General features: G+C 31.8%; 5 protein-coding genes. All 5 read left to right on the top strand.

Annotated elements, in window-relative coordinates; all coding sequences use genetic code 11:
• Window positions 1-1276 precede the first annotated feature (1276 nt).
• The 5 genes from EYW44_RS20245 to EYW44_RS20225 are packed head-to-tail and all read left to right on the top strand — an operon-like array spanning window position 1277 to window position 25492.
• Window positions 1277-6004: a hypothetical protein gene (locus EYW44_RS20245; protein ID WP_132727107.1), complete on the top strand. Its 4728-nt coding sequence runs from the start codon at window positions 1277-1279 to the stop codon at window positions 6002-6004.
• Window positions 6005-6016: 12 nt separating this feature from the next.
• Complete coding sequence (locus tag EYW44_RS20240; RefSeq protein WP_132727104.1) at window positions 6017-8098, top strand: fibronectin type III domain-containing protein; 2082 nt, start codon at window positions 6017-6019, stop codon at window positions 8096-8098.
• Window positions 8099-8101: 3 nt separating this feature from the next.
• Window positions 8102-13150, top strand: coding sequence for a T9SS type A sorting domain-containing protein (locus EYW44_RS20235; RefSeq protein ID WP_132727102.1), 5049 nt, complete (start codon window positions 8102-8104; stop codon window positions 13148-13150).
• A gap of 41 nt (window positions 13151-13191) precedes the next feature.
• Window positions 13192-14514 carry a PKD domain-containing protein gene (locus EYW44_RS20230; protein WP_165872284.1) on the top strand — a complete coding sequence of 441 codons (1323 nt, stop codon included), beginning with the start codon at window positions 13192-13194 and terminating at the stop codon, window positions 14512-14514.
• A gap of 1 nt (window position 14515) precedes the next feature.
• Window positions 14516-25492 carry an ADP-ribosyltransferase domain-containing protein gene (locus tag EYW44_RS20225; RefSeq protein WP_132727097.1) on the top strand — a complete coding sequence of 3659 codons (10977 nt, stop codon included), beginning with the start codon at window positions 14516-14518 and terminating at the stop codon, window positions 25490-25492.
• Window positions 25493-25523 lie beyond the last annotated feature (31 nt).

Raw genomic sequence — 25523 nt, 5'->3', positions numbered from 1 at the left:
CTATTTCTAATTCTATCATATCTTTGCTTAGTACTTGGTACATAGGGTTGTGTTTTTATGTTTCGCAACACAAATATCTACAACCCTTAATTTTTTCTCAAAAAAAGTCAAGATGACTTCTGTTTAAAAACTTTAAAAATTGCCTTTATGAGACTCTTTTTTGTAAAAAAATACCAAATAACTCTTGAAAAGAAAGAAAAAGCATAGTGCTTAATACATGTTTTCTCAAAAAAAGTATACTAAAAATTGCCGTAGTAACATTAAAAAGACCATTTTTTCACCTTTAAAAAAGTACAGTTGCAACCAACTAAGAGGAAAGGTTCAGTTGAGAGAGAGCACAGCTGCAACCAACTAAGAGAAGAGGTTCAGTTGAGAGAGAGCACAGCTGCAACCAACCAAGAGGAAAGGTTCAGTTGAGAGAGAGCACAGCTGCAACCAACTAAGAGGAAAGGTGCAGTTGAGAGAGAGCACAGTTGCAACCAACTATGAGAAGAGGTTCAGTTGAGTGAAAGCACAGCTGCAAAAAAAAATTGCAGCAGCAGCAATTTTTCATAAAAAGCATAAAAAAACCTCAATAACACCAAGTGTTAAAGAGGTTATATCTTCAAAAAAAATAACTAACTAAACTATTTAAGTATATGTATGTTATTTATGTACTACTGTTTTAAAAGAATATCTAAAGTAAAATAATCCGCAAGCTTGTAATCGAGCTTTACCCCGTCTTCTTTAAAAATTAAAGCATTAAAAGAATTTAAAGTATTCAAAATACAAGTGCTAACTTTCGATAACATAATATTAGTGTTAGATAGCATATTAAAAAGGATTGATTTAACTGATCTTTCTTTTAAATTGGTAAAGTAACTTATAATAAGTTCTAACAACAAATGAATTAGGGTAGCAATATTTTGTAGCGTTACTTTTGGAGTTTCTTTATAGCGAGTCATTATTTTTTTTCTTCAAAAATAATCTTTCAATAAGTTAATCTATTCTCAAATACCAAAGCATATCCGTAGTTACAGTTGAATTATATTTTAGATAAAGTATCAATACAGTGGTTAACATTCTAATTGTATTGGTTACTATGCCATTCAACCCCTTCAAAAAATAAAAATCACTAAGAATAAATTATTTAAAAATGAAATTCACTGAAAAAGGGGTATTATATGTCTCTTTAGTATAAGAGTTTTGAACCTTCATTTAAAGAATAACCAAAAAATCTAATTTAACCTCTAAAACAACATATTAGGTATTAGTATTTCTTTAAACAGTAAGGTTTATGAGAAAAGCAATATTACTCGTTTTTTATTTCTTGTACTATGTTACAGGTTATGGAATAGCTACTATTTATCCAGATGTAACTAATAGTTCAACTGAGATAATTCCTGCAAAAGAAATCACAGAAGAGTTACAAAACTTTTCATGGAAAAACATTGCGAATTGGTATCCTACAAGTACAGCTATTTCTAATGAAAGAAGCTTAGCAGCCAATTCATTTAAACTGATAGAAGAAAGAAATTCATGGGTAGATACTTTTTCAAATGAAGACATTCAAGAGTTACCAGTAGGAGTAAAATACACCAGAGAAAACACTCAATATGCAATTGGTATTACTCAAGCACGAATTTATCAAGACTACACAGAACTTACCGTATTTGCTCGCTTAAAATTACCTCAAACCGATGAAAATGGATTACCATTAGAGCTGTTTTTTGGAGCTAATAATGTAAAACTGTCCCATTACGGAGGTATCATTGGTGAAGCCAATTTAGTATTAATGGGAGATATGTATATTCCTGTAAATGCTGGTAAATGGATGTTAACCTTAAAAGGAGGTTTCGATTATACCAATGGCAACATTAATAACAAAAGTTATGTAACTATTACTTGCGATGGAGTAAAAGGTTTTAGTGTAGAAGGAGAAGTAGAATTTTCACGGGAACTTTTAATTCCTTTAGAAAGTGATGGAAAAGTAAATGAAAATAAAACATTCATAACAAAACAAGTTGCTTCAGAAAACGGAGTGCAATCGGTACAAGTGCCATATAGAGTAAAAGGAGCTTTTTCAACCATGGCAAGAGATTGGAACGATTTATTGATTAACATAGATTTACAACCTTTTGTACTGGCTAAAAAAAGAAATACAAAAAACTACGATGGAAATTTTCAATTTTATGTAAATCAGGCAGTATTAGATTTTAGTGATTTACACAACATACCAGATATGGTATTTCCGAAACATTATTATGAAAACGATTTATTGTTTCCTAATGAGCAATCTTGGAGAGGAGTATATGTAAATACATTAGAAGTAAAATTACCAAAAGAATTTAAAACACAAGAAAGTATATCACAACAAGAACGGGTGGCTTTTGGTGCGCATCATTTATTGGTAGATAACTATGGAATTTCTGGAGATTTTTATGCCCAGAATGTGTTTTCTATTAATGAAGGAAGAACCAATAAAAAAAGAGCTTGGGCATATTCTTTAGATAAAATAACAGTTTCGTTAGCCAAAAATCAACTAACTAAAGTAGCTTTTGATGGTAAAATTCTATTACCAATATCTAAAAAAGAAGAAAAATTAGGACTACGTTATCAAGGACTGATTTCTGAAGATGAATATGCATTAACGGTAAGCAATACGTCTACAGTAGATTTTAATTTATGGAAAGCCAAAGGAAAACTATTACCCAACAGTGCTATCACTTTAAAAGTAAAAGATTCAGAATTTAGACCCAAAGCTGTTTTACATGGAAATTTAAGTATAAGTGCCAATAAAAGTGCAAATACTAACGATAATGAAACTCAAAAAAAACGATTTGTAGAGTTTAATGGAGTTGTATTTCAAAACTTAGTATTGCAAACTGAAACACCTGTGTTTTCTGTAGATTATATGGGATATGAAGGACAAAGTTTACTAGGGAACTTTCCCGTTTCTATTTCAAAAATAGGAATTAGAGCCACTACCACAGAAGCCAATTTATATTTTGATTTAGGAATCAATTTAATGGGTGAAAACAATGGTTTTGCAGCACAATCTAGCTTGGCGGTTATTGGCTATTTTGAAGAAAAGAATAACAGACAAAAATGGAAGTTTAGAGGTGTTGCTTTAGAAGCCATTGCTTTAGAAGCAGATTTAGGAGGCTTTTCTATGAAGGGAAGTCTGTTAATTATGGATGATCATCCAGAATATGGAAATGGATTTGCAGCAAGTTTAGAAGCACAGTTCAAATCAGGAAATGGCATACGAGTAGGAGCTAAAGGAATTTTTGGTAAAAAAGATTTTAGATACTGGCAGTTTGATGTATTAGTAGATAATTTGCCACCAGGAATGGGAACTGGAATTCTAAATCTAGAAGGATTTGCAGGCGGGGCTTCCTATAAAATGAGACGAAAAGATTTTAGTTCTTCTTTCTCACCATCAGGGTTAGGCTATACACCAGACGCTAATATTGGTTTGGGAGTAAAAGCCATGGTAATGTTTAACGCTGTCAAAAGAGAAATACTTAAAGGTGGGGCAGGTTTTGAAATTATTTTTAACAGAAGCGGAGGAATTAATTTTTTAGGATACTACGGTCAGGCTACATTTTTAGCAGTAGGCATACCAGGTATGGATAAGATTAGTGGTTTAATGACGAAGCTGAAGGAAAATGTAGATGTAAAAAATAAATTTTTAGGCGCTACGGGAGAAAATATAGGAAACTCTTATGTAGGTAGAAATTTGTTAGATAAAGCCTCTGGAGAATTTCCGCAAACACCACCAGATCAAATGGTAATGAGTGCTAAAGCTTCCATTACCTACGATTTTCAAAATGATGTTTTACACGGCGAGTTAGATGCATATATAAATGTCGGTGGAGGTTTTATTGAAGGAATTGGTGAATACGGAAGAGCTGGTTGGGCGGTACTACATTTCTCATCAAAAGACTGGTATATTTATGTAGGTACCCCAGAAGATCGCTTAGGTTTACGAATGGGAATTGGATCAATTAGTGTAGAAACAGGAGGTTATTTTATGACAGGTTCTAAACTACCAGGTTCTCCACCACCACCTGTAGAAGTTGCTAATATTTTAAGAGTAGATCAGAGCGAGTTGGATTACATGCGAGATGAAAATGCATTAAAAAGCGGAGGTGGTTTTGCCTTTGGAACTCATTTTTCTATAGATACAGGTGATTTACGTTTCCTTGTTTTTTATGCTCGTTTTAAAGCAGGTGCAGGGTTCGATTTAATGTTACGAGATTACAAAGAAGCAAAATGTGCCAATACAGGAGATCAGGTTGGAATTAATGGTTGGTATGCAAACGGACAAGCATATGCATATTTACAAGGTGAGTTGGGAATTCGTATTAAACTATTTTTTATCAAGAAAAAGATTCCGATTATTAGAGGAGGTGCAGCTGTATTATTACAAACAAAAGCACCAAATCCTATTTGGATGCGTGGTTATTTAGCAGGAGAGTTTGATTTGTTAGGAGGATTGATTAAAGGGAATTTCCGATTTAAGTTAACGCTAGGAGAAGAATGTGTTTTTGAAGATGCATCTCCGTTAGGAGGATTAAAAATAATAACCGATGTAACTCCAGCCGATAATACAAAAGAGGTAGATGTATTTGCAATTCCTCAAGCTACTTTTAGTATGAAGGTAGGAGAGCCAATTATAATTCCTGAAGATGATGGTGATAAGGTGTATAAAATCATTTTAGACAAGTTTCAAGTATTTCATAAAGGAAAAGAAATTGAAGGAGCTATTGAATGGTCAAGGTATAAAGACAGAGCTAATTTTGTATCTAAAGATATTTTACCTCCATACGAAGAAATCAACGTAAAAGTAGCGGTAAGTTTTCAAGAAAAAATTAAAGGTGTTTTTAGAACAATAGAAGTTGATGGAGTACCTGCAAAAGAAATTGAAGAAAGAACTTTTGTTACTGGTGGAGCTCCAGATAATATTCCGTTACACAATATTACCTATGCGTATCCGGTATTAGAACAAAAGTACTTTTTAGAAAATGAGTATAACAAAGGGTATATTCAATTAAGAAGAGGACAAGATTACTTATTTGATAACAAGCAATGGAAGAGTTTTTTAACTTACAACAAAGAGGAAGATAAAACTACTAATAAGGTTAATTTCTTATACAATACAAGTGATAATGTAATAACGTATAATTTACCTAATGTATCGCAATCATCAAACTATAAAATTAGTATTGTAAGCGAATCCAAAACAGGTAATACAACTGTTGAAAATAAAAATACATATAAAAATGTAGCCATAGGAGATAATGCAGAAGGGAATACTATTAGTGTTCAGCAAAAAAAATCTCAAGAGCTTTCAAAAGAAGGAGTCATTGAACGACTGGCATATGGTTTTGCAACTTCAAGTTACAAAACATTCAAACAGAAAGTAAATGCAATTCAAACAGAAGATTACAGATGGGGAGTTATTTATTCTGATGTTATTTATCTAGGAAATACTATTAGAAAACATGAACCTTTTGATCTTACAGATTTATTAGGTTCTAGTTACACAAATAATAAGCCTTTGGTAACTATAGCAGCTACTTTAGAGGATGATTATTTCAAAAAAGATATCAATCCTCCGCTATATTCAAAATATCCTATGAAGGGGTATACCATTACCAATAGAAATGAAAATGAGTTAGGAGCACCACCTAAACATGCCTTACCAATTATAGAAAGTTACTTGCAAAATTTAGAGTACGATGTAGATTATAATATGTTAGAAACTACGTTTCCTTTCAGATATAATTTAGGATTGATCTATAAATCAGATTGGGTAGATCTTCATTCGCAATTAGTAAATGCATTATTAGAGGGAGAGATTGCCAAAGGAGATACAGTATTGAACTTTTTAGATGAAGACTATTTATTTATGCGTTACGGTTTTTATAAAACCAAACTACAATACATGCTTCCAGGAGAAAGAAAAGGAACCACCACCACTTACAAATTTAAAAACCCAAATAAGTTTAGATACTAAGAAAATTAGTGAATGAAAATTTTTAATAGTCATATCAAATATACAGGCATACTATTCATACTGTTTTGTATTGTAAAAGCGGAAGCTCAAGTACAACAAGCAGAAGTAAAAATAGCATCTAGAGTACAAAAAGATAGAGTTTTGTTACGATGGGGAGCTACCACAGCAAGTGCTTGGAAGGCGACTAATTCATCTGGATTTATTTTAGAAAAATACGTGTTATCAAGAAACGGAAAGCGTTTAGCCGATTTAGAAAAAGTATGGCAAAAGAAACTAAAAGCAGCTCCGTTAGAAGATTGGCAAGAAATAGTAGAAAATAATGATAATGCAGCAGTTATAGCTCAGGCTTTGTTTGGAGAAGGATTTTTTGTGAGTGGAGGAAACGATACACAGTTAGCAGATATTTACAATTTAGCCAATGAAACAGAGCAACGTTTTTCATTTTCATTGTTAGCTGCGGAATCAAATTTTGAAGCGGCACAAAAAGCAGGTTGGGGGTATGTAGATAAAGAGGTACAAAAAAACGAAACGTATGTGTATAGAATACTGGCGAATATTTCTGCTGAAAAAAATAACATTAAAGGAAACTCTGTAATAGCTGCTATTCAAAAGTATGAACCTTTACCAAGTCCAATAGATTTTAGAGGGATTTTTGGTGATAAAAGCGTGACGCTAACTTGGGAGTATCAATTACTTAAAAGTATTTATACTTCTTATCACATAGAACGATCTGAAGATGGAATTAATTTTAAATCATTAAGCAAAGAGCCATTGGTGAATTTAAATGATAAACCCAATGCTCCTGCCAAAAGAATGTTTTTTATAGATACGTTAGCCCAAAATGATAAAACGTATTATTATCGATTGCAAGGTATTTCCTCTTTTGGTGAAAAAAGTACCTACAGTAAAACTATTTTTGGTAAAGGACGACCAGTTTTACCTTATACGCCTAGAATTACTGATACTAGATTAACTGAAAAGGCAGATGAAGCAATTGTGTTTTGGGATTTTCCAAAAAAAGGAGAAGCGTTATTGCAAAAATTTCAAATTGTAAATGCTACTAAAGATGATGGCACTTACGTAGTGGTTGCTGATAACATAGCGCCCTCACAAAGAAGTATGCGATTATCGAATTTACATGCTTCAAATTATATAAAAATTGTGGCAGTAGGAAAAGATCCGAAACAAGAAAAAAGGTCATTTTCTTCTCTCATACAATTAGCAGACAATACACCACCTGAGGCACCAACAGGGTTAACTGGAAAAATTGATACATTAGGAATTGTAAAAATAAATTGGAATCCGAATATAGAAAAAGACTTACTGGGCTACCGAGTTTTTAGAGGATTTACAAAAGAAGAAGAACCGTCTCAGGTAACTATTTCACCAATTTCTCAGAACGAATTTATAGATACAGTAGAGGTTAAAAATTTAAACTCAAAAGTATTTTATCAAATTGTAGCCGTAGATAAAAGGCACAATCATTCTGATAAATCGGAAGTTTTAGTATTAGAAAAACCCGATTTAATTCCGCCAATATCCCCTGTTTTTACAGACTACAAAGCTCAAAAAGGTAAAATTACTTTAGCGTGGGTTCGTTCGCCAGAAAAAGAGATTACGCACATACTTTCTAGAAAAAATATCACCCAAAATACAGCTTGGGAAAACATTTTAATAACCCAAGATACGATTCAGCATTTTACAGATACAAAGTTGATGAACAATAATGTATACCGATACAAGATTAAAGCGGTAGATAAAGCAAATTTATCATCAGAACCATCTTCTCCTTTAACTATAAAAGCATTGTCTTTTGAAGTAGATACTTCTATTAAAGGATTCAATTATTTAGTAGACAGGCAAGCACATCAAATAACCTTGTTTTGGCGAGCAGATGAAGGAAAAGTAGCAGAATATACCATTTACAAGCAATTAAAAGGGAAACCGCTTAGTACATGGAAAGTATTACCAGGAAAAATCAAACAAATCATAGATACAGAAGTAAGTCCTAATCAAACTTACATATATCACATTAGAGCTTCTTTAAAAGATGCCTCTTATACTAAAGTTAAAAAAGTAGCAGTAAATTATTAAAAGATGAACAAAAAAATCTCTTTAATTATCGTCTTATTATTAAGTCTATCATACATAAATGCCCAAGAAGCATATTACGAATTAGACATTACAGGATATATAGAAAGTGGGGGAGATGACTGTGGAAGTAAAAGAGGGTTGGAATGGATTGATATTGTTTATGAAAATGGTGTAAGAGATCATTATTTTAATCCAAGAATCTATGAAAATAGGCCAATAGTAACTCCAAAAGTTAGATTTAGTGAGCGAAACAAAATAAAACAATTAATATTTTTTACTAGAAGAAGAGATGATAAAAAGTATGATTGTATTTCTGATAAGTTTACTTATACTTTAAATATTAATTCTTTAACATGTGTAGACTTTTCATTTGATTTTAAAAAAGCAGGATCTTATGTAGGTGGTAATGCTAGAATTATCATAAAACCAGTAATAAAACTACCTGATCCGGGGGTTAATAATAATTTTGGTTCAGAAGATTATTTAAGAATACCAGCTATAAATACTCCAGGGATCAATAATAACTATTTTAATTGGGAGTATGCCTTTAACCCTTCAGGCCCTTATAGAGCATTACCCAATTATACATCTAAAAAGAATTTCTTGAGAGTAAAAGGAGAAGATTTTTTAGACCCTATTAGAGATCATGGAAAAGTAATTCATTTTAGAGTAAATACAGGGTGTATAGGGTCAGTTTCTGATCCCATATCGTATCGTTTTTTAGGAGATGCCCCTCGTATTAGCCGTACAACACGAGAAGCAACAACTTGTTATGATTCTGATGATGGAAAAGTTCGAATATTTTTAGATAGAGTATTAAAAGTGGGAGAATTGTTAAGTTTTGAAAGTTCAAATCCTGATTTTCCAAGTGGTCGTTATTCAAGTTTAACGAGAAGAAACTTCGATGCTAATAATTCTATTGTAATAGATGGTTTAAAACCTGGGACTTATCCAATACAAATGCTTGGTTTTTATAGAGGTTTTAATACATATACAGAATCACCAAGACATCGACGAACAGTTGTTATTACAAAACCAACACCTTTAGAGTTTTTTGTAACTAATACAGATGTTTTTTGTCATGGAGGTAGCGATGGAACTATAACCATAAAAGCAAAAGGAGGAAGATTTAGTAAAAAATATAAATACTTATTAAGAAAAGAAGGAGACAATCGTCCAGTAAATGAGAGTGATTGGGTTTCTTTTAGAAATAGAAGTTTATCTGCTACAAGAGAAGTTACTGAGGTTGTAAGAGGATTGCCAAAAGGGAAATACAAACTGAAAGTAAAAGACTTTAACGATTGTATTGCTAAAAAAGTTATTAGAGATGCGGGCGGTAATATTATAGGGTTACGAGGAGAGAAAGAAGAAAAAATAGAAGTTAAAGAACCTAAGTCACCTCTTAAAGTAGTAATTCGCTATCAGCAAAATCCTAGTGGCTTTGGTTTTTCTGATGGTGAAATTGTAGCACAAATTACTGGTGGAACTCCATTGGCAAACGGGAAATATAATTTTAGATGGGTACACGAAAAGAATGGAATAAGAAACACATGGACTAGTTTTAGAGAAGAATTTGTTAGCGGAGAAGATGGTTGGTTTGTAACATTGACAGATGCCATTGATGGTAATTATTCATTAAGGGTTTCAGATGCTAACTATTCAAGAGCCAATAATTCAACAGCAGATAGAGATGGTTGTTTAGTAACGAATGTAACAAACACCTTAATTGAGCCAGAAAAATTAGTGATAGCTGTACAACAAACGAATCCGATTTCATGTAACCCTACAAATATCTATGGAAATACAGCTAATGATGGAGAATTAACTGTGACAGCAAAAGGAGGGATTCCTTTTAGTCCTTTATTGGAAGGAAAATATAAGTATAAATATACATGGAAGAAAAAAAATGCAGCAGGGAATTATCAGGTTTTAACAGGAGAAAAAGCTAGTGTATTAAAAAACTTAGAAGAAGGAGAATATGCTGTTAATATTGAAGATGCCAATGGTGTTACGGTAGGAACTTATGTAAATAATGTACTAAACAATGCGCAAGATGCCACGTATAATTTGGTAGCACCACCGTTATTAAAATTATCATATACTAAGCAAGATGCTTTTTGTCATCAAGGAACCGATGGTAGTATAGATATTACAATTACAGGTGGAACTGGTAATTATTCGGTATTATGGAGTAACAATGCAGCAACAGAAGATATTTCAGGTTTAACAGCAGGAATGTATACTGTTAAGGTAGTAGATGAAAAAGGTTGTGAAGTAACAGAACAAATAGAAATTAAACAACCAAATGTTCCTTTAACAGTAGCATATACGTTTTTTGAACCAACTTTTGCTGGTGCTACCAATGGTTGGATAGAAGCAACGATTTTTGGTGGTACACCTTTAGATTCAAATGCATATAATTTTAATTGGACAGATAACAGTGGAAATCCGCTGAACCATAAAGTAACTGCTGTTACCAATCCATCCAATTATGTTATAAGATTAAACGGTATAGGAGAAGGGAATTATAAATTAACGATTCAAGATAAAAATTTCCCTTTAGCTTCTGATGCACCAAACTGTACAATTGTAGAAAGTGAATATTTTATAAACGATCCAGAACCTTTAATAGCACAACTAACCGTAAAAAAAGAGATATCATGTAACAGAAATAATTCAGGAAACCCATATTCAGATGGTGAATTAGAAATGACTGTTACAGGTGGGGTACGTTTACAACCGCATGAAAATGGTGGACTTGATTATTATTACACATGGAAAAAAGAAACGAGTCCAGGTGTATGGTCAGTTTTACCAGCCCAAACAAGTAATATAGCTACAGGCTTGGATGAAGGGAATTATGCTGTAAATATAAAAGACGCTAATGGTATTGTGTTAGGCGAATATCAAAACAATGCATTAGTTACCGCAAAAGATCTTACTCAAGAAATAAAAGAACCAGAAGCCATTGAGTTAACTTTTAAAAAGCAAGATGTTTTTTGTTATGAAGGAGGTGATGGTTGGGCAGAAGTAGCCATAAAAGGCGGTATGCCCCCATATCAAATTCAATGGAATACAGGAAGTAACGACGCTAAAATTAGTGATTTGGCAAAAGGAGTTTACGAAGTAACCATAACTGATGCTAAAGGATGTACCGTTGTTGAGACCATAGAAATTAAACAACCAGATGAGGAAATTACGGTAGATATATTAGCTTTTTCTACTCCGATAAGAGGCGGAGAGTCTAATGGTTGGGTATTGGCAGAAGTAGATGGAGGTACTACTTTTTCAGATGGAAGTTATACTTATTATTGGCAAAATGAGGCAGGTAATATGTTAAACGCTCAAACGACAACTTCTGTAGTAAATGGAAAATTTCAAATTAGGTTGAACGCTATTCCGAAAGGAAAATATATTCTAACTATTGAAGATGCTAATTATGTAAGTGCTACAACTAAAGAAGGATGTACTTATTTAGAAAAAGAGTTCAAATTATACGATCCGATAGAAGCGGTAATTAGTATTGAAACCCCAATTTCATGTCATCAAAACAATGTATTTAATAATCCTTTTTCAGATGGAGTTTTAAAGGTAGAGGTTACAGGAGGAGTTCCTTTCAGTACAGGAAATCCGTATAAATACTTTTGGAAAAAACAAAACGATGTAGGGGTTTATGAAGATTTAAATGTTGACAGTGCTATTTTATCAAATCTTTCTGATGGAAATTATGCTATAAATGTTGAAGATAGTAGAGGTATAGTTATAGGAGAATATCAAAGTTTACAATTGATAAGGGCTGTAGATACGCTATTTAGATTTGAAGAGCCTGAATTATTAGAACTCGAATTGAGTGCAACTGAAATTTCTTGTAACCTAGGAAATGATGGAACTGCTAAAGTGTTGATTTATGGAGGAATACCTCCGTATGATATTCAATGGTCTAATGGTAGCAGAACAGAAGAAGCTACAGACTTAATAGCTGGTAATTACTTGGTTTTTGTTACCGATGCTCGAGGATGTCAAGCAACAGGAAATATTACACTAACACCTCCTGGAGGATTAGAAATAAAAGAAATTCGAAGAGAAAATCCTTCGTGTTTTAATGGAAATGATGGATTGATTGAAGTTAGTATTTCTGGAGGAGCACCTCCATATACGTATTCATGGGACACTGGAGCAACTACAACTACCATATCAAATTTATCGGAAGGCTCATATATTTTTACACTTACAGATAGTAATAATTGTAAAGCTTTTGTAGCGTTTACTCTTGAAAATCCTGAAGATTTTGTAATAGACCTTGGTGACGATAAAGTTTTGTGTAACGATCAGTTGTACTCCTTAGATGCTACTATTAGTGAACCAGGTACAAGTTATTTATGGAGTTCTGATAATGGTTTTTCTTCGGATGAAGCTGTTGTTGAGGTAGCAGAAGGAGGAGTGTATAGTGTAAAAGCAACTACACCTAAAGGATGTGTGATTGAGGATACTATTACAATTATTAGTAGCAATCAAGATATTGAAGCTAACTTTTTAGTTTCTTCTCAAGCATATCTAGATGAAGAAATTGTGATCTTTAATAAAAGTAGTTTGTCTCAATCTTCTTTTGAATGGATTTTACCATCTGATGTAAACATTATTGAAACAAGAGATAGAGCAATTGTTTTAAAATTTACAGAAGTAAAAACTTATGAAATAGGCTTACGCTCTAAAGTGGGAGATTGTATTCAAGAATCATATAAAAAGATTGTAATTGAAGAGCCTAGCGAACTTTCTGATTTTAAAAATGAATCGGATTTATTCATAGAACAGTTCACGATTTCTCCTAATCCAAATGATGGAAATTTTGATTGTACTATTAAATTAATTGAAGCTAGTGAGATTTCGATACGAATTTTTAGTATTCAAGGAGCATTAATGAAAAAACATATTCCTTTAGAAGTAAGTGAAGAATATTCAGAATCATTAGCTATTCAGGCACCATCGGGTATGTACATTGTTGTACTTGAAACTCCAGAAGAAACAAGGGTAAAAAGATTGATAGTAAGATAATACTGAAGAAGATGTGTGTTAAAAACTTAGTTAGGTGTCTATTGACACTAGTTTTCTTTTCTTCATGTTATGAGGAAACTGCAATAACAATTCAATCAGATTTCGAAGTCAGTTTTATAAACGAAGACAAATCTGTACCTGTTAGAATTCGAGTAAAAAATAAAACCAAAGGAGCAGATGAATATGAGTGGAGTTTTGATGGGGCAGAAGTAACTTCTTCTAAAGACGAAAACCCCGGAGTAATAAAATACACAAAAGCGGGTGATTTTAAAATACGATTAAAAGCTACAAATGTAGATGGCGAAGAAAACAGTGTAGAAAAACAGATAACACTTCATGAGGCAATAGCAATTGATTTTTCAGCAGAGATAATAGGAAGTGATTTTTCACCAGTAACCATAAAAATAGCTAATGCAACCATAGGAGACTCATTGACCTATTTATGGGAATTTGAACAAGGTACTCCATCAACAAGTACCGATAAAAATCCGGAAAACATTCTTTTTACAGCAGTTGGAGAACATACAATTAAAGTAACAGTCTCTAATGATTTTGAATCGTTTGCCAGTGAACGTAAAGTAACTGTATTGCCTAAATTGGTACCTGATTTTGATTGGGAAGTTGATTTTTTTGATGATGATTATCAAGTTCCTGTTACTATTCAATTGAATAATAATTCGGTAAGTGCTACTTCATATGAATGGAGTTTTGAGAACGGAGTTCCAGTGAATAGTAATGAAGAAAATCCTACAGTAACTTTTACAACTCCAGGAATACATCGCATCATTTTAAAGGCTTCTAACGATAAAGAAACCAGACAGCTTATTAAAACAATAGAAGTATTTCCGAATAAAAATTTAAGAGTTTTTGAAGAGGTAAAGTTGGGTGTTAATGCAGCTCATAACTCAAATGTTATAGGAGCTTTTTTTTCTTCGGAATTAAGAAAAGTAGTAACTGCTAATGAAGTAACAAATGAAAGTAAGGTAGATGTAGCTTTTTTAAGCCTAAATAATACTTTTAGTTTTAACAAATTTATAAGTCCAAATGAAGCAAATTCTAATGGATTTAGTGCAATACCCAATGCTACCAAAACAAAGTTTATTAATAATCTAGAAAACTGTGGATGTGGTATCAGTTTTACTTCAGATGATTTTGATGTGATGGAAAATGACACTCCATTACAAACAATAAATATTGTAGAAACTCCAAATGGATTACTTCATTTTAATAACAATTTGGTGCCGCGTATAGTGCTTTTTCAAACTGAAGATGGACGAAAAGGAGCTATTAAAATAAAGGAGTTTGTTGACGATGGAGTCAATTCATTTATCCGTTGTGATATTAAAATTCAAAAGTTGCCTTAAAATGAAAACCTCATTATATTTTCAACGTATTGTAATTACTGTAATACTATTATTATCTGTAGGATTATATGCTCAGAGATATCCTGTGCAAGTAACACATACCGTTTTTCCACCATATTCATCAAAACTTAGTGATTATGTAACTTCAAATGATGTAAAGTTTCGTTTAAATATAGCATTAACAGATATTTTAGGAAGTAACGAACAAGTAAAATTAAAGCTTCGTATTCAAGGAAATGGATTCAATATTCAGTCTACAGATGTTGTTGTAGGTGCTCCGCAGATATTTTTAACAGGAGGTGTTTTACAGCAATTTACCAATTTAGAATTATCAGCATATTTTCAGCCTAATAACTTAATAGGTATTCCGCCTCAACAATATAACAGACCTCTACCAGAAGGGATGTATACCATTTGTTGGGATGTATATGATGTAGTTACCAATCAGCAAATTAATAATCCAAGTTCTGGATGTGCGAATGTTTTTTTGTTATTAAACGATCCTCCTTTTTTAAATCTTCCCTATAAAGGAGATTATATTTTAGCGAAAGATCCAATGAACGTTATTTTTCAATGGACCCCCAGGCATACAAATGCCACAAATGTTAGTTACGATTTTGAGCTTCGTGAATTATGGGATATCACAATGGATCCGAGAGCCGCCTTTTTAGCTGCACCAAATTATTATACAGAAACACTAAATAATACCACCTTACTGTATGATATTAGTAAACCAGTTTTATTACCAAAAAGAACTTATGGTTGGAGAGTTAAGGCAAAATCTGTTACAGGAATTTCAGAGAATTCAGTATTTAAAAATAATGGATATAGTGAAATATTTTATTTTACCTATGCAAACCCATGTGAAGTACCTACATATATATTATCAGAAGCATTAAATAGTAGCACGGTTAAAATTTCTTGGGAGCCTCATTTTGATCATAAAGAATTTCATGTACAATATAAAAGAGCAGATGTGCCAGGCGCAAGATGGTTTGAGGTATATACCTATAATAATTTTGCACAAATAGGAAATCTAGAAGAAGGAAAATCGTATGAGTTTAGAGTAGGAGGTACTTGTAAAGAACCTTACGAGTTGTACAAAACATTTTCGTATAGCAATGTTAGTCAATTTACAATGCCTAATAAAGAAGATGTAGCTACTTACAATTGTGGGATTATTCCAGATATTGAAATAAAAGGAAGAAATCCGCTTAAAAGTATAGGAGTTAATGAAACTTTTACAGCAGGCGATTTTTCTGTGACTGTAAAACAAGTATATGGAGGTAATGGAGTTTTTACAGGACGAGGTTACATAACTGTACCTTATTTACAAGACACTAAAATAGCAGTAACTTTTTCTTCAATTCATTTAAATGATCATCATCAATTAATTTATGGAGTGGTTAAAACAACCTATGATCCTACTTGGTCTGGAGTTGAGGATGTGAATGATTTAGTGCTAGGTGGTGCAGGAAATTCTGGAGCTACAACGGTTGATTTTGTAGTAGAAGATGTACAAATTGATCCAAATGGAGATATCATAATTATAGGTGCTAATGGAGAAATTGTTGAGTTACCGGGAGGAGAAGATTATGTGATTACCGATGCTAACGGACAAACATGGTCTGTAGATGAAGAAGGAAACGTTACAGAGTCTGGCGAAGTAGCAGAAGGAGGAGCAACAAATTCAGAAAACACAAATGGTGTAAATAATCAAGGAGAAGCAATTGCCTTAACTGCTGAAGGTGTTGTAGTAACTTTTACGAATGATTCAAATGATGTGTATGGTTTTGATGCCTATCAGAAAGATCAAAAAGAAACTAAAAACTTATACAAAACACTTAATAACTATTATGTAATTCCGTATAAAGCAGTTCCAAGAGGAAAAGAAACGACCATTATTGCGAATTTAGATATTACGGATAAAAATATTCAACCTCAAGATATTATTTTTAAAACGAAAGATGGTATTGCTATTTCTAAAATAGATAGTACCGCTACTTCATACACCTTAAAGCTGAAAGGAGCATTCACAGATGCAAGTATAGAAACCCAAGCCGTTGTAAAAAAATCTGGGAAATATGAAGTTGCCGGAGCTTTTATTCAATACCAAGCTGAAGTTAAAAGCATAGATGTTGTTTTAGTAAATGCCACAAATAATAATATTGAAAAGGTAAAAGAATCTCTTCAAAGTATTTATAAAAAAGCTTTAGTTGAATTAAATATTAAAGAGATAAAAGATTTTACAAGTACGTTGGAAACTTTGGTGCCAGGTTCGGTTATAGAAAGTGGTGAAGGTGAATTGTTGGCTAAATATACTTCAGGTCAAAAAGAAATAAATAAAGCACTTAAAGGAAGAGATGATTTTAATAAGAATGCTTATTACTTAATCTTAACAAACAAAGAACCATCCACAAGAAAGGAAAAAGGAGTCATGCCTTTAGGGAAGCAGTTTGGTTATGTATATATGAATAATGGAGCAACCGACCGAACAGTGGCGCATGAATTAGGACATGGAGCTTTTCAATTGAAGCATCCTTTTTCATCGCAAGGTTACGGGTATTCAGAAAAAGCAACCAATTGGTTACTAGATTATGGTACCGATGTAAAACTTCCTTTTGTTCATTGGAGAAGTATTCACAATCCAACATTACAAATTGGCATTTTTGATGCAGATAGTGAAGGACAAAGTGTGGCTACAGCAATGCCTATTTCTTTAGCAATTAACAAGAAAAAGTACAATGGTAAATATTATTTCGGTTATTTAACTCCGTCTGGAGAACGTTTAGTGCTGTCAGATGATTATACACCGATCTTTTTTCATGGAATAGCAAATGATACTTACAACGAAGTTATACCAGGGACTTTAATTGGTTTTAAACGTAAAAACTCAAACAATAATAGAAATGTAAGTGAGGAGAAAATAGATGAAGTTGTATATAAAGCAAAAATTGAAAATGGTCAGTTTTTAGGATATGAAAATTTTTATTATCAGGCTCCTGATTTAAATGGAGATGTAGCTACTTCTTTTGTAATTGGACTTCCTTTTGGCGAATCAAAATCGAATAAGGCACAGTGGAAAAATTATAAATTTGATAGTACGAATGTTCTTGAATATCAAAATGAAACAAATGATATTGTTACCATTACTTCAGAAACATTTCAAAATATAGGGTTATTTAATACAGTAAATCCTGAGATAACAGAAGTTTTTACAGAGGTGTCTGAAATTTTGGGTGATGGACAGATTGCTGTTTCAGAATTAGAAATTCAATTATTAAGCGGTGAGTTTAATCCTGTATATGTAAATGAAAAAAAGAATACGCAAGGGAGAGTTAGAAATACGAAAGCACACATTAGTCATAATGAGAGAAGGGAAGTTTTTTTAATTGTTAAAATAGCGGAAATTTACAATAGATATCCAGTGTTATTTAAAGAGTTTACCAACTTCTTTAATAATTGGGATCAATCTTTTTTAATTAAAACTTTTTCAGACTATGGAAAATGGGATAATGAAAATATTCCATTCGGAGGAACTCCAAGTCAGGCATACAATACTTGGAAAGAAAACTTAAAGTTAGAATCGTCTAATGATGCACTATATAATTTTTATCAAGATTTTTTAATTGAATTATTAGCTTTTACTAATGAGAAAGCAACAGAAAATAATCTTTGTTTGTCAGCAGATTTTAAAACAAAGTCTAGCCAAGAAGTTTATGAATGCATAGCAAAAGCTAGTGAAAATGAACTGATAAATTTATCTGTTTCTAAACAAATTGAAGGAATTAAGAAAATACTATTATTATCTACAAATGGAGGAAGTATATCAGATAAAGAAGAAATACAAGTCGCTAGAATTTTTGAAGCCATTGCCAGCGGACCGTCGTCTAATTATCAAAAAGTACTTGCTTTACTAGAAACAGAAGAAATAACTTACAATGTAACTAACGTTGGGCAATATGCAGCTACCTCAAATGCAAAAACGTACCCACTTTGGTATGCATTATTTAAGAATATACAAGATGAGGTTTTTGTTTTTGGAGAAGATAATAGGCAGAGTATTGTAGCATCTATTGGTAAAATATTTATAGGTTCAGAGAGTTTTCAAGAACAGTTAAAAAGTAGTATTGATATTGAACTTTTAAAAGAAATGACTTTTGAAGATGTTAAAACAATACACAATCAATTTTTTACCTATGAAAATGATTATCAGAATATTTTTAGGAGAGGTTGGAGTCATATAAAAACTGATTTTAGAAGAAAAATACCTGGAATTTCTATTTATGATGAAGATGATTTTTATAAAAGTGTAGATACTGAAATTACAGGTGATTATTTAATTAATGCTGAACAAAAAGTTAAATGGGGTTTTGTTAAAAGTAAAACATTAATGAATGAAAATTTATCACCATTTCAGTTGATATCATTCATTAATATTTCTAAAAATAATTTACTAAAACCATTTACAGCTAAAGATCAAAGTGGAAATCCGCAAGCCATTTTTATACCTGCTTTTACGTTGCATTATGCTAGTGAAACTGATGCTCTGCAAACTAAGTCAGATATTATACAAACATCGGTAGATTTACTCGCTTTTTTACCAACAGGTGGAACTGCTGCTTTAAATTCTTTTGGAAGGTTTTTATACTATGCAGATAAAATGAGTTCTGCCACAAGTATGGCAGGGACAGCTTTTGGAGAAACAGATCCGGAGTTGGCTACTTATATGAATCAGTTGAGTTTGGTAACCGGGATAGCAAGTTTGGGAAGTTTGTCTAAAAAACTAACAGAAAGTAAAGAGGGAGTAAAAATTGAGGAAAAAGATATCAAAGTAGGAGACGAAATCCATCCTGATGTTTTAGAAGAAGCGAATGATCAAGTAGCCAATGTAAATAAGTTAGTAGTTGATATTTTACAAGATGATGTGCATCTGAAAAAATTAACTCCAGCACAATTACAGGCTTCTACTAAAATTCTAGAAGAAGAAATAACTGTATTAAAAACAAATACTGATTTCGATGTAGATAAAGCTCAAAAAGCGGTAGAGAAACTTAAGAGTTTAGATGTATCTAACAATTCAGTATATAAAAATATAGAAATTGTAGGTAGCCCTTATCCTGATTCATATAGAGATGTAGAAATTTCAACGTTGACTACGTTACACCCAGTGCCAAGAAAAACGCAACCTAACGGAGTTAATTCGGTTATGGAAAAAATTAAAGCTGAAGGATTTCATATAAGAGGTAATGATGGAGCGCATAGTTCACCTGTAAGAGTTGTAGAATTACCAGATGGAACCAAAGTAGTGATAGATGGAATGCATAGAGTAGCAGCGATGCAAAAATTAGAAGAAACTCATATTCCAGTATCTTATTATACCTATGATGAAGTTTTCAAGGCTTTTGAAGCAGGTATGAATAGAAATAGTATTGATAATATTTTTATAACACTTCATATTGGTAAAAGAACAGGATATTATTCAGGCGATTGGATGCCAAATATACCATGGGAATCTAATGGAAGAAATGAGGCGTTGAGTGAAGTTGATGATTTTATGAAAAAAGAGTTTCCTGATTTAGCAGGATCTTCTGAAGGAAAGTTAGCTTCTTTAAAAGGATTGATTTTTAATGAAAAATTAAGAACAGTTTTTCAGAAAGAACTATCTGGAGATATTAAAAGAATTAATGAATTTAACAGTAATCCTAATTTAGTTGATGCTTGGGTAGATATGCAACGAACATTGGATGCAAATTCAGATGCTTTTCCGAAGAATATTGATTTTACTGGATTTAATTTTGATACAGGTGATACTTACATAGATGTTATTATTCATTTTGAAAACGGTAAGTTTATATCTAGGGTTGAAGGAGCAGATGAAGTTGTAACAATAGAAAAGTTAGCAAAAGCAATAGACGCTACATCGTCTGAATTTAAAGTAAGATTACTTTCTTGTAGTACAGAGGAAGCTGCAATTTCGCTATCAAAACTTACTAAAAAACCATTTTATGCTAATGATGGAAAAGTTAAACTGTATTCAGATGGAGAAGTTATACATGTAACTCCTTTCCAAAAATACCATAGAGGTGCTCGTAGTGATGTAGATGAAATTCCACCGAACTTTGAACCAAGACCAGGTACACCAATTGTTTTAGGAAAAGAGACAGGAATTGATGAACAGCTTCAAAAGATTTTTAAAGAAAATGCTGAACTAGTTCAGGGGAAAATTAATGAATTAAATTTTTCAGATGAAACATTAGCTGCATTTGTAGATGATTTTGGCTCTTTGAGAAAAGAAACGGTTGAAGTTGTTGGTAATAATCCTTTGTTAGTAGCATCATGGAAAGTTTATGATGACGTTTTTGGAGGAAAACCTTTTCAAATCAATAAAGAAAACTTACAAAGTGTATCAACGGTTTTAGAAGCTGTAGGAGGTTATAAAAAATGGAAAAATACAGCTAAAGGAAAAGAAAATAAGCTATGGGATAGAGTAGTAATTGAAGATAAAAGTTTTAGTGCAGTATTATTAAATGGAGAGACTGTAAAAATTGGGAATTTTAATTTGAATGAAGATTTACGTATTGTAAACTTTAGTTTTGATGTTCCTAATTATTTACAGCGTCAAGGAATAATGGGGGAATTATTTCAAAGTGTATTGATAAAACATGACCCTATTGAGATTAAAGAAATGTGGTTAGGTTTTGGGTATGCTGACGGTATGTCTACAAGCTTGTATGAGTATCAGAAAAACTTAAATGAAACGAATGATAAAATAACCGCTGCATTTGCTACACCAACAGGAAAAATAGCAAAATTGAATGGCTACGATGGTACTCCTGTTTTTTTAACACAAGATGAGAATATTGTTGAGTTATTTTTTACGAAGCCATTTTATAGTTCAAGAACTGATGTTAGAAAGTTGTTTGAAGAATTGACGGCATATGAGAATTATAAAAAAATCAATGACTTTATTCAAAAGTTAGAGCAGCACAAATTACTGAAAGAGTTTGTGATTGACTTTAAAGGGAAAAACAATAAGTTAAAAGAATTGCTAGAGAATCCTGAAATTATAGATACTTGGATTCCAAAAGCATTAGAACTTAAGATTGGTAACTTTTCAGCTTTATACAAGGCTTTTGAAGGTAAAGCAAATGTTGATGCTATTAAAGAGACAATTCAAACATTTAAATTATCCTCTAATGAAGAAGTTGCCTTTGTTGATTATATAGTTTCTTTAGATCGATTGGTACAAGATGAAATATTGGTAAATACTAATGTTTTAGAACCTTTAAAGGCGTATCATGATATTGTGCCTCAAAAGCAGTTTGATTTACCAATGATACAATTACAACAGATTCATAGAATTCTGAAAAAGATTGGAGGTTATAATGGATGGAAGAATTCTGAAAAAGGTAAGAAAAATCAATTATGGGATCGAATAGAAATAGATAACAAAGATCATGCATATGTAATTTTATTAGATGATCTTAAAACACAAGAAATAGGTGGCTTTGCTTTATCAAAGGAAGGTATGTTTATTCATACTGTAGATCTTCCACAATACCTTCAAAGACAGCAAATAGCTACAGAAATATTTAGAAGAGGAATAGAAAAATACAATCCAAAAGAAATTGAAGAAACATGGGGAGCTACTAATATCAATCATAGTGATGTTTCTACAAATTTATCGGTTTACTTATCAGAGATAAAAAAAGGTAAAACCAGAGAAGAAGCTGCTTTTGCAACTCCTACAGGAAAGTTAGCAAAGCAAAATGGATATACAGGAACTCCAGTGTTTAGAGTTGATACCGAAACAAGAGTAGATGTCTTTTTTACAAAACCTAGAAGTAATGAAGGAATTTATAAAAATGTTAAAATAGTAAGAAACCCTAAAGGAACACCATACCCTGAAAAGGTTAAAGATGTAAAAACATCTGAATTGACAGTAATACACCCAGTAACTAAAAACCGAGTAGAAGAAGTAGTAGAAAAAATACAAAACGAAGGTTTTGTTGTAGCAAATAGTGGTTTTATTGATGTTGTTGAGTTACCAAATGGGACTAAACTTGTATTAGATGGAATGCATAGGGTAGAAGCAATGAGAAATAGGTTAAATGAAAATTATGTTCCTGTTTATTATAATACCTATGATGATTTTATATATGATGAAGATGAAATAGAAAGAATTTATTTTTCTCTGCTCTTAGCTACAAGGTCTGGATTTTATAAAGGAGAATGGATGCCTGAAGCTTCATGGATAGATACAGCAACTAAAATTAGGTTCTTAGAGAGCATTGAAGAATCAATGAAAAGAGATTTTTCTGACTTTGTTCAGAAAGATGAAGATATTTTAAGGTCTTTAGAAATATTAGTTCCTGAACATTTGCAAGAAACATTTAAAAACGAGTTTCAAAATAATACAACTAAACTAGCAGAATTTGCAGAGAAGCCTGAATTAATAACTACTTGGGTGAAAATTAAAAATGTACTTATAGAAAATAAAAGTGCATACCCTAATAATATTGATTTAGTTGGAATTAATTTTAATACAGGTGATGACTTTTTAGATGTTATTATTCATCATGGTGAAAAAGGTTTTGAAATACGAGTAGAAGGAAAGAATACGGTAATACCAATAGAATTATTGGCAGATGTGATGAATTCAATTCCCGAGAGTCAGAAAATCAGATTATTATCATGTAATAAAGATAAAGCAGCTTTAGAGCTATCAAAAATTGTTAAAAGACCATTTTATGCAAGTGATGGGGTAGTAAAATTATATGCTGATGGAACGGTAGTACATAGTACTCCGTTTAAAAAATATTATAAAGGAAATCGTAATGATACTGATGAAATTAAACCTAGTACAGATTCAGGAAAAGGAGAATCAATTCATTTAGGTAAACAGGATGAATTGAATCAGGTATTTGGAGAGTTTGATGCTGTTGTAAAAGAACGATTAGAACAATTAAATTTTTCTAAAGAAGATGTAGATGCTTTTTTAAACTATGTTTTTTTAACAGATGAAGCAGATACAGCCATCATAAATAATCTAAATATTATAAATGGATGGAAAGTGTTTTATGACACAAACCCTAGAGGATTATACACTAAAGATATTGAAGACTTTCAGCAAATAAGCGATTTGGTTGCTTTAATAAGTAAAAACTATAATGAAGAGGTAGCGAAAAAATTTATAAATAATCTTGATAATCATTCATATAGAATTAATGAGTTTATAGAAAATACAGCCTTGATAGATGAATGGGCTATTCTATATCAATTAAAATCTCGTTTTCAAAATTTGAATCAAGGAAGTCCTGAAAAAGTAGCAGATTTTATAACTCGATTGGAGCGTTTAGATGTCAACTATATAAAGGAGTTTATAAATGATTTTGAAAAAGTTGGTGAATCTGATTTACAAAGATTTGTTGAAAAATCTGATTTATTAATTAGTTGGAAGTTTTTATTAGACAAAGGAAGTAATAACAGAAAAGATTTTGATTTCTTAGAATTTATTCAACAAAATACAATTCCAATCTTCTTAGAACAAGTAGAGGAGAAAATAGCGATTCTGAAAGGAAAGTATCCTGATATGTCAGTAGAAGAATTTACGGCTATTTATAACTATACAGTGATGGCATATTCAGAATTGAATGCCGCCTTAAGAGGGAGAAGAGAAATGACTAAAGATTTACAAGTTTTTGATAATGTACTTAGAAAATCTTTAGAAAGATTGCCAGAAAAATATAAGCATACAACATATAGAGGTACTCAGGTAAGAGAATCAAGATTAGAAGCGTATAAAAAAGCGTTTGAAAATCAGAGTAAAATAGTAGAGGAAGCATATACTTCTGCCAGTAAAAGTATAGCAACAGCTAAAACTTTTATTCCTAAAATGACAGAATCGAATAGGCAAAAAGTACTGTTTACGATTGAAAGTACAAAAGGAGTAGATATTGAAAATATTTCTGCTGACGGTCCTACATTCAAAACTACATATAATGAATCTGAAATATTACATATAAGTAATACCGAATATTATGTGACAAATTATGTAGAGAAAATAGACGAGAACGGGGAGAAGCTTACTTTAATAACACTTAGCGATACCAGATCAAAAACCGTAGGATCGAAAAATAATCAAGCAAAAAGTGAACTAGAAAAAGTATTTGAAGGTTTAGACTCGAATGTACAGCTAAATACAATTATTCAAAAAGTAGCAGGATTTGAAGAGTTAACAATTAACGATTTTATTACAGACTTTAAAAAAGCTCCTAAAGTGCTTTTAGAAACAATTGCTAAATCTCCTTTGTTGGTAGATAATTGGAAGCTATTAAATTCAATTAAAAGTCCCAACCGATTGGATGTTGACTTTTTAAAGTTGTTCAATATTGATTTAATGATGAATTCATGGAAAGAAGTAACTAAAAATAGTGTTAAGCTCAAACAATTATATCCAAATGTAACTCTTGATGAATTGACAGCTGTGTATCATTATACAAGCTCATTGTACACAGTTGAAGGTTTCAATAAAGCACTAAGAGAGAATGTAACTTTAAAAGGAAACTTACAGATTTTTAATAATGTATTGAAAAAGAGTTTAGAAAAGTTTCCTAAATATAAAGAAGTAACATATAGAGGTATTACCACAGAAAAGTCAAAAATTGAAAGATATAAAACAGCATATGAAAACAAAACAAATGTAGAAGAGTTAGGCTATTTGTCTACGAGTAAAGATCGATTTGTAGCAGGATTATTTTCAGAAAAAACAGAAAATGAGGTAAGAGTAATATTTACTATTCAAAGTAATAAAGGTGTGGATATTGAAAATGTTTCGTTGTTAGGTCCTACTTTTTCGAATGTTTCAGAAAGTGAAGTGTTATTTCTAAGCGGTGAAAAGTTTAAAGTCACCGAGTTTAGGGTAACAAAAGACAATGATGATAGAGAGTTAATATACATAACACTAGAAGATTAAAAGCGGGTATAGCATTTCTATAATTTTTTAA

It is taken from the genome of Tenacibaculum sp. M341 (assembly GCF_004337695.1).
In the GTDB taxonomy this organism is placed as follows: Bacteria; Bacteroidota; Bacteroidia; order Flavobacteriales; family Flavobacteriaceae; genus Polaribacter.
Note: the sequence above shows the minus strand (reverse complement) of the source record. Positions and strands in the feature narration are given on the sequence as shown.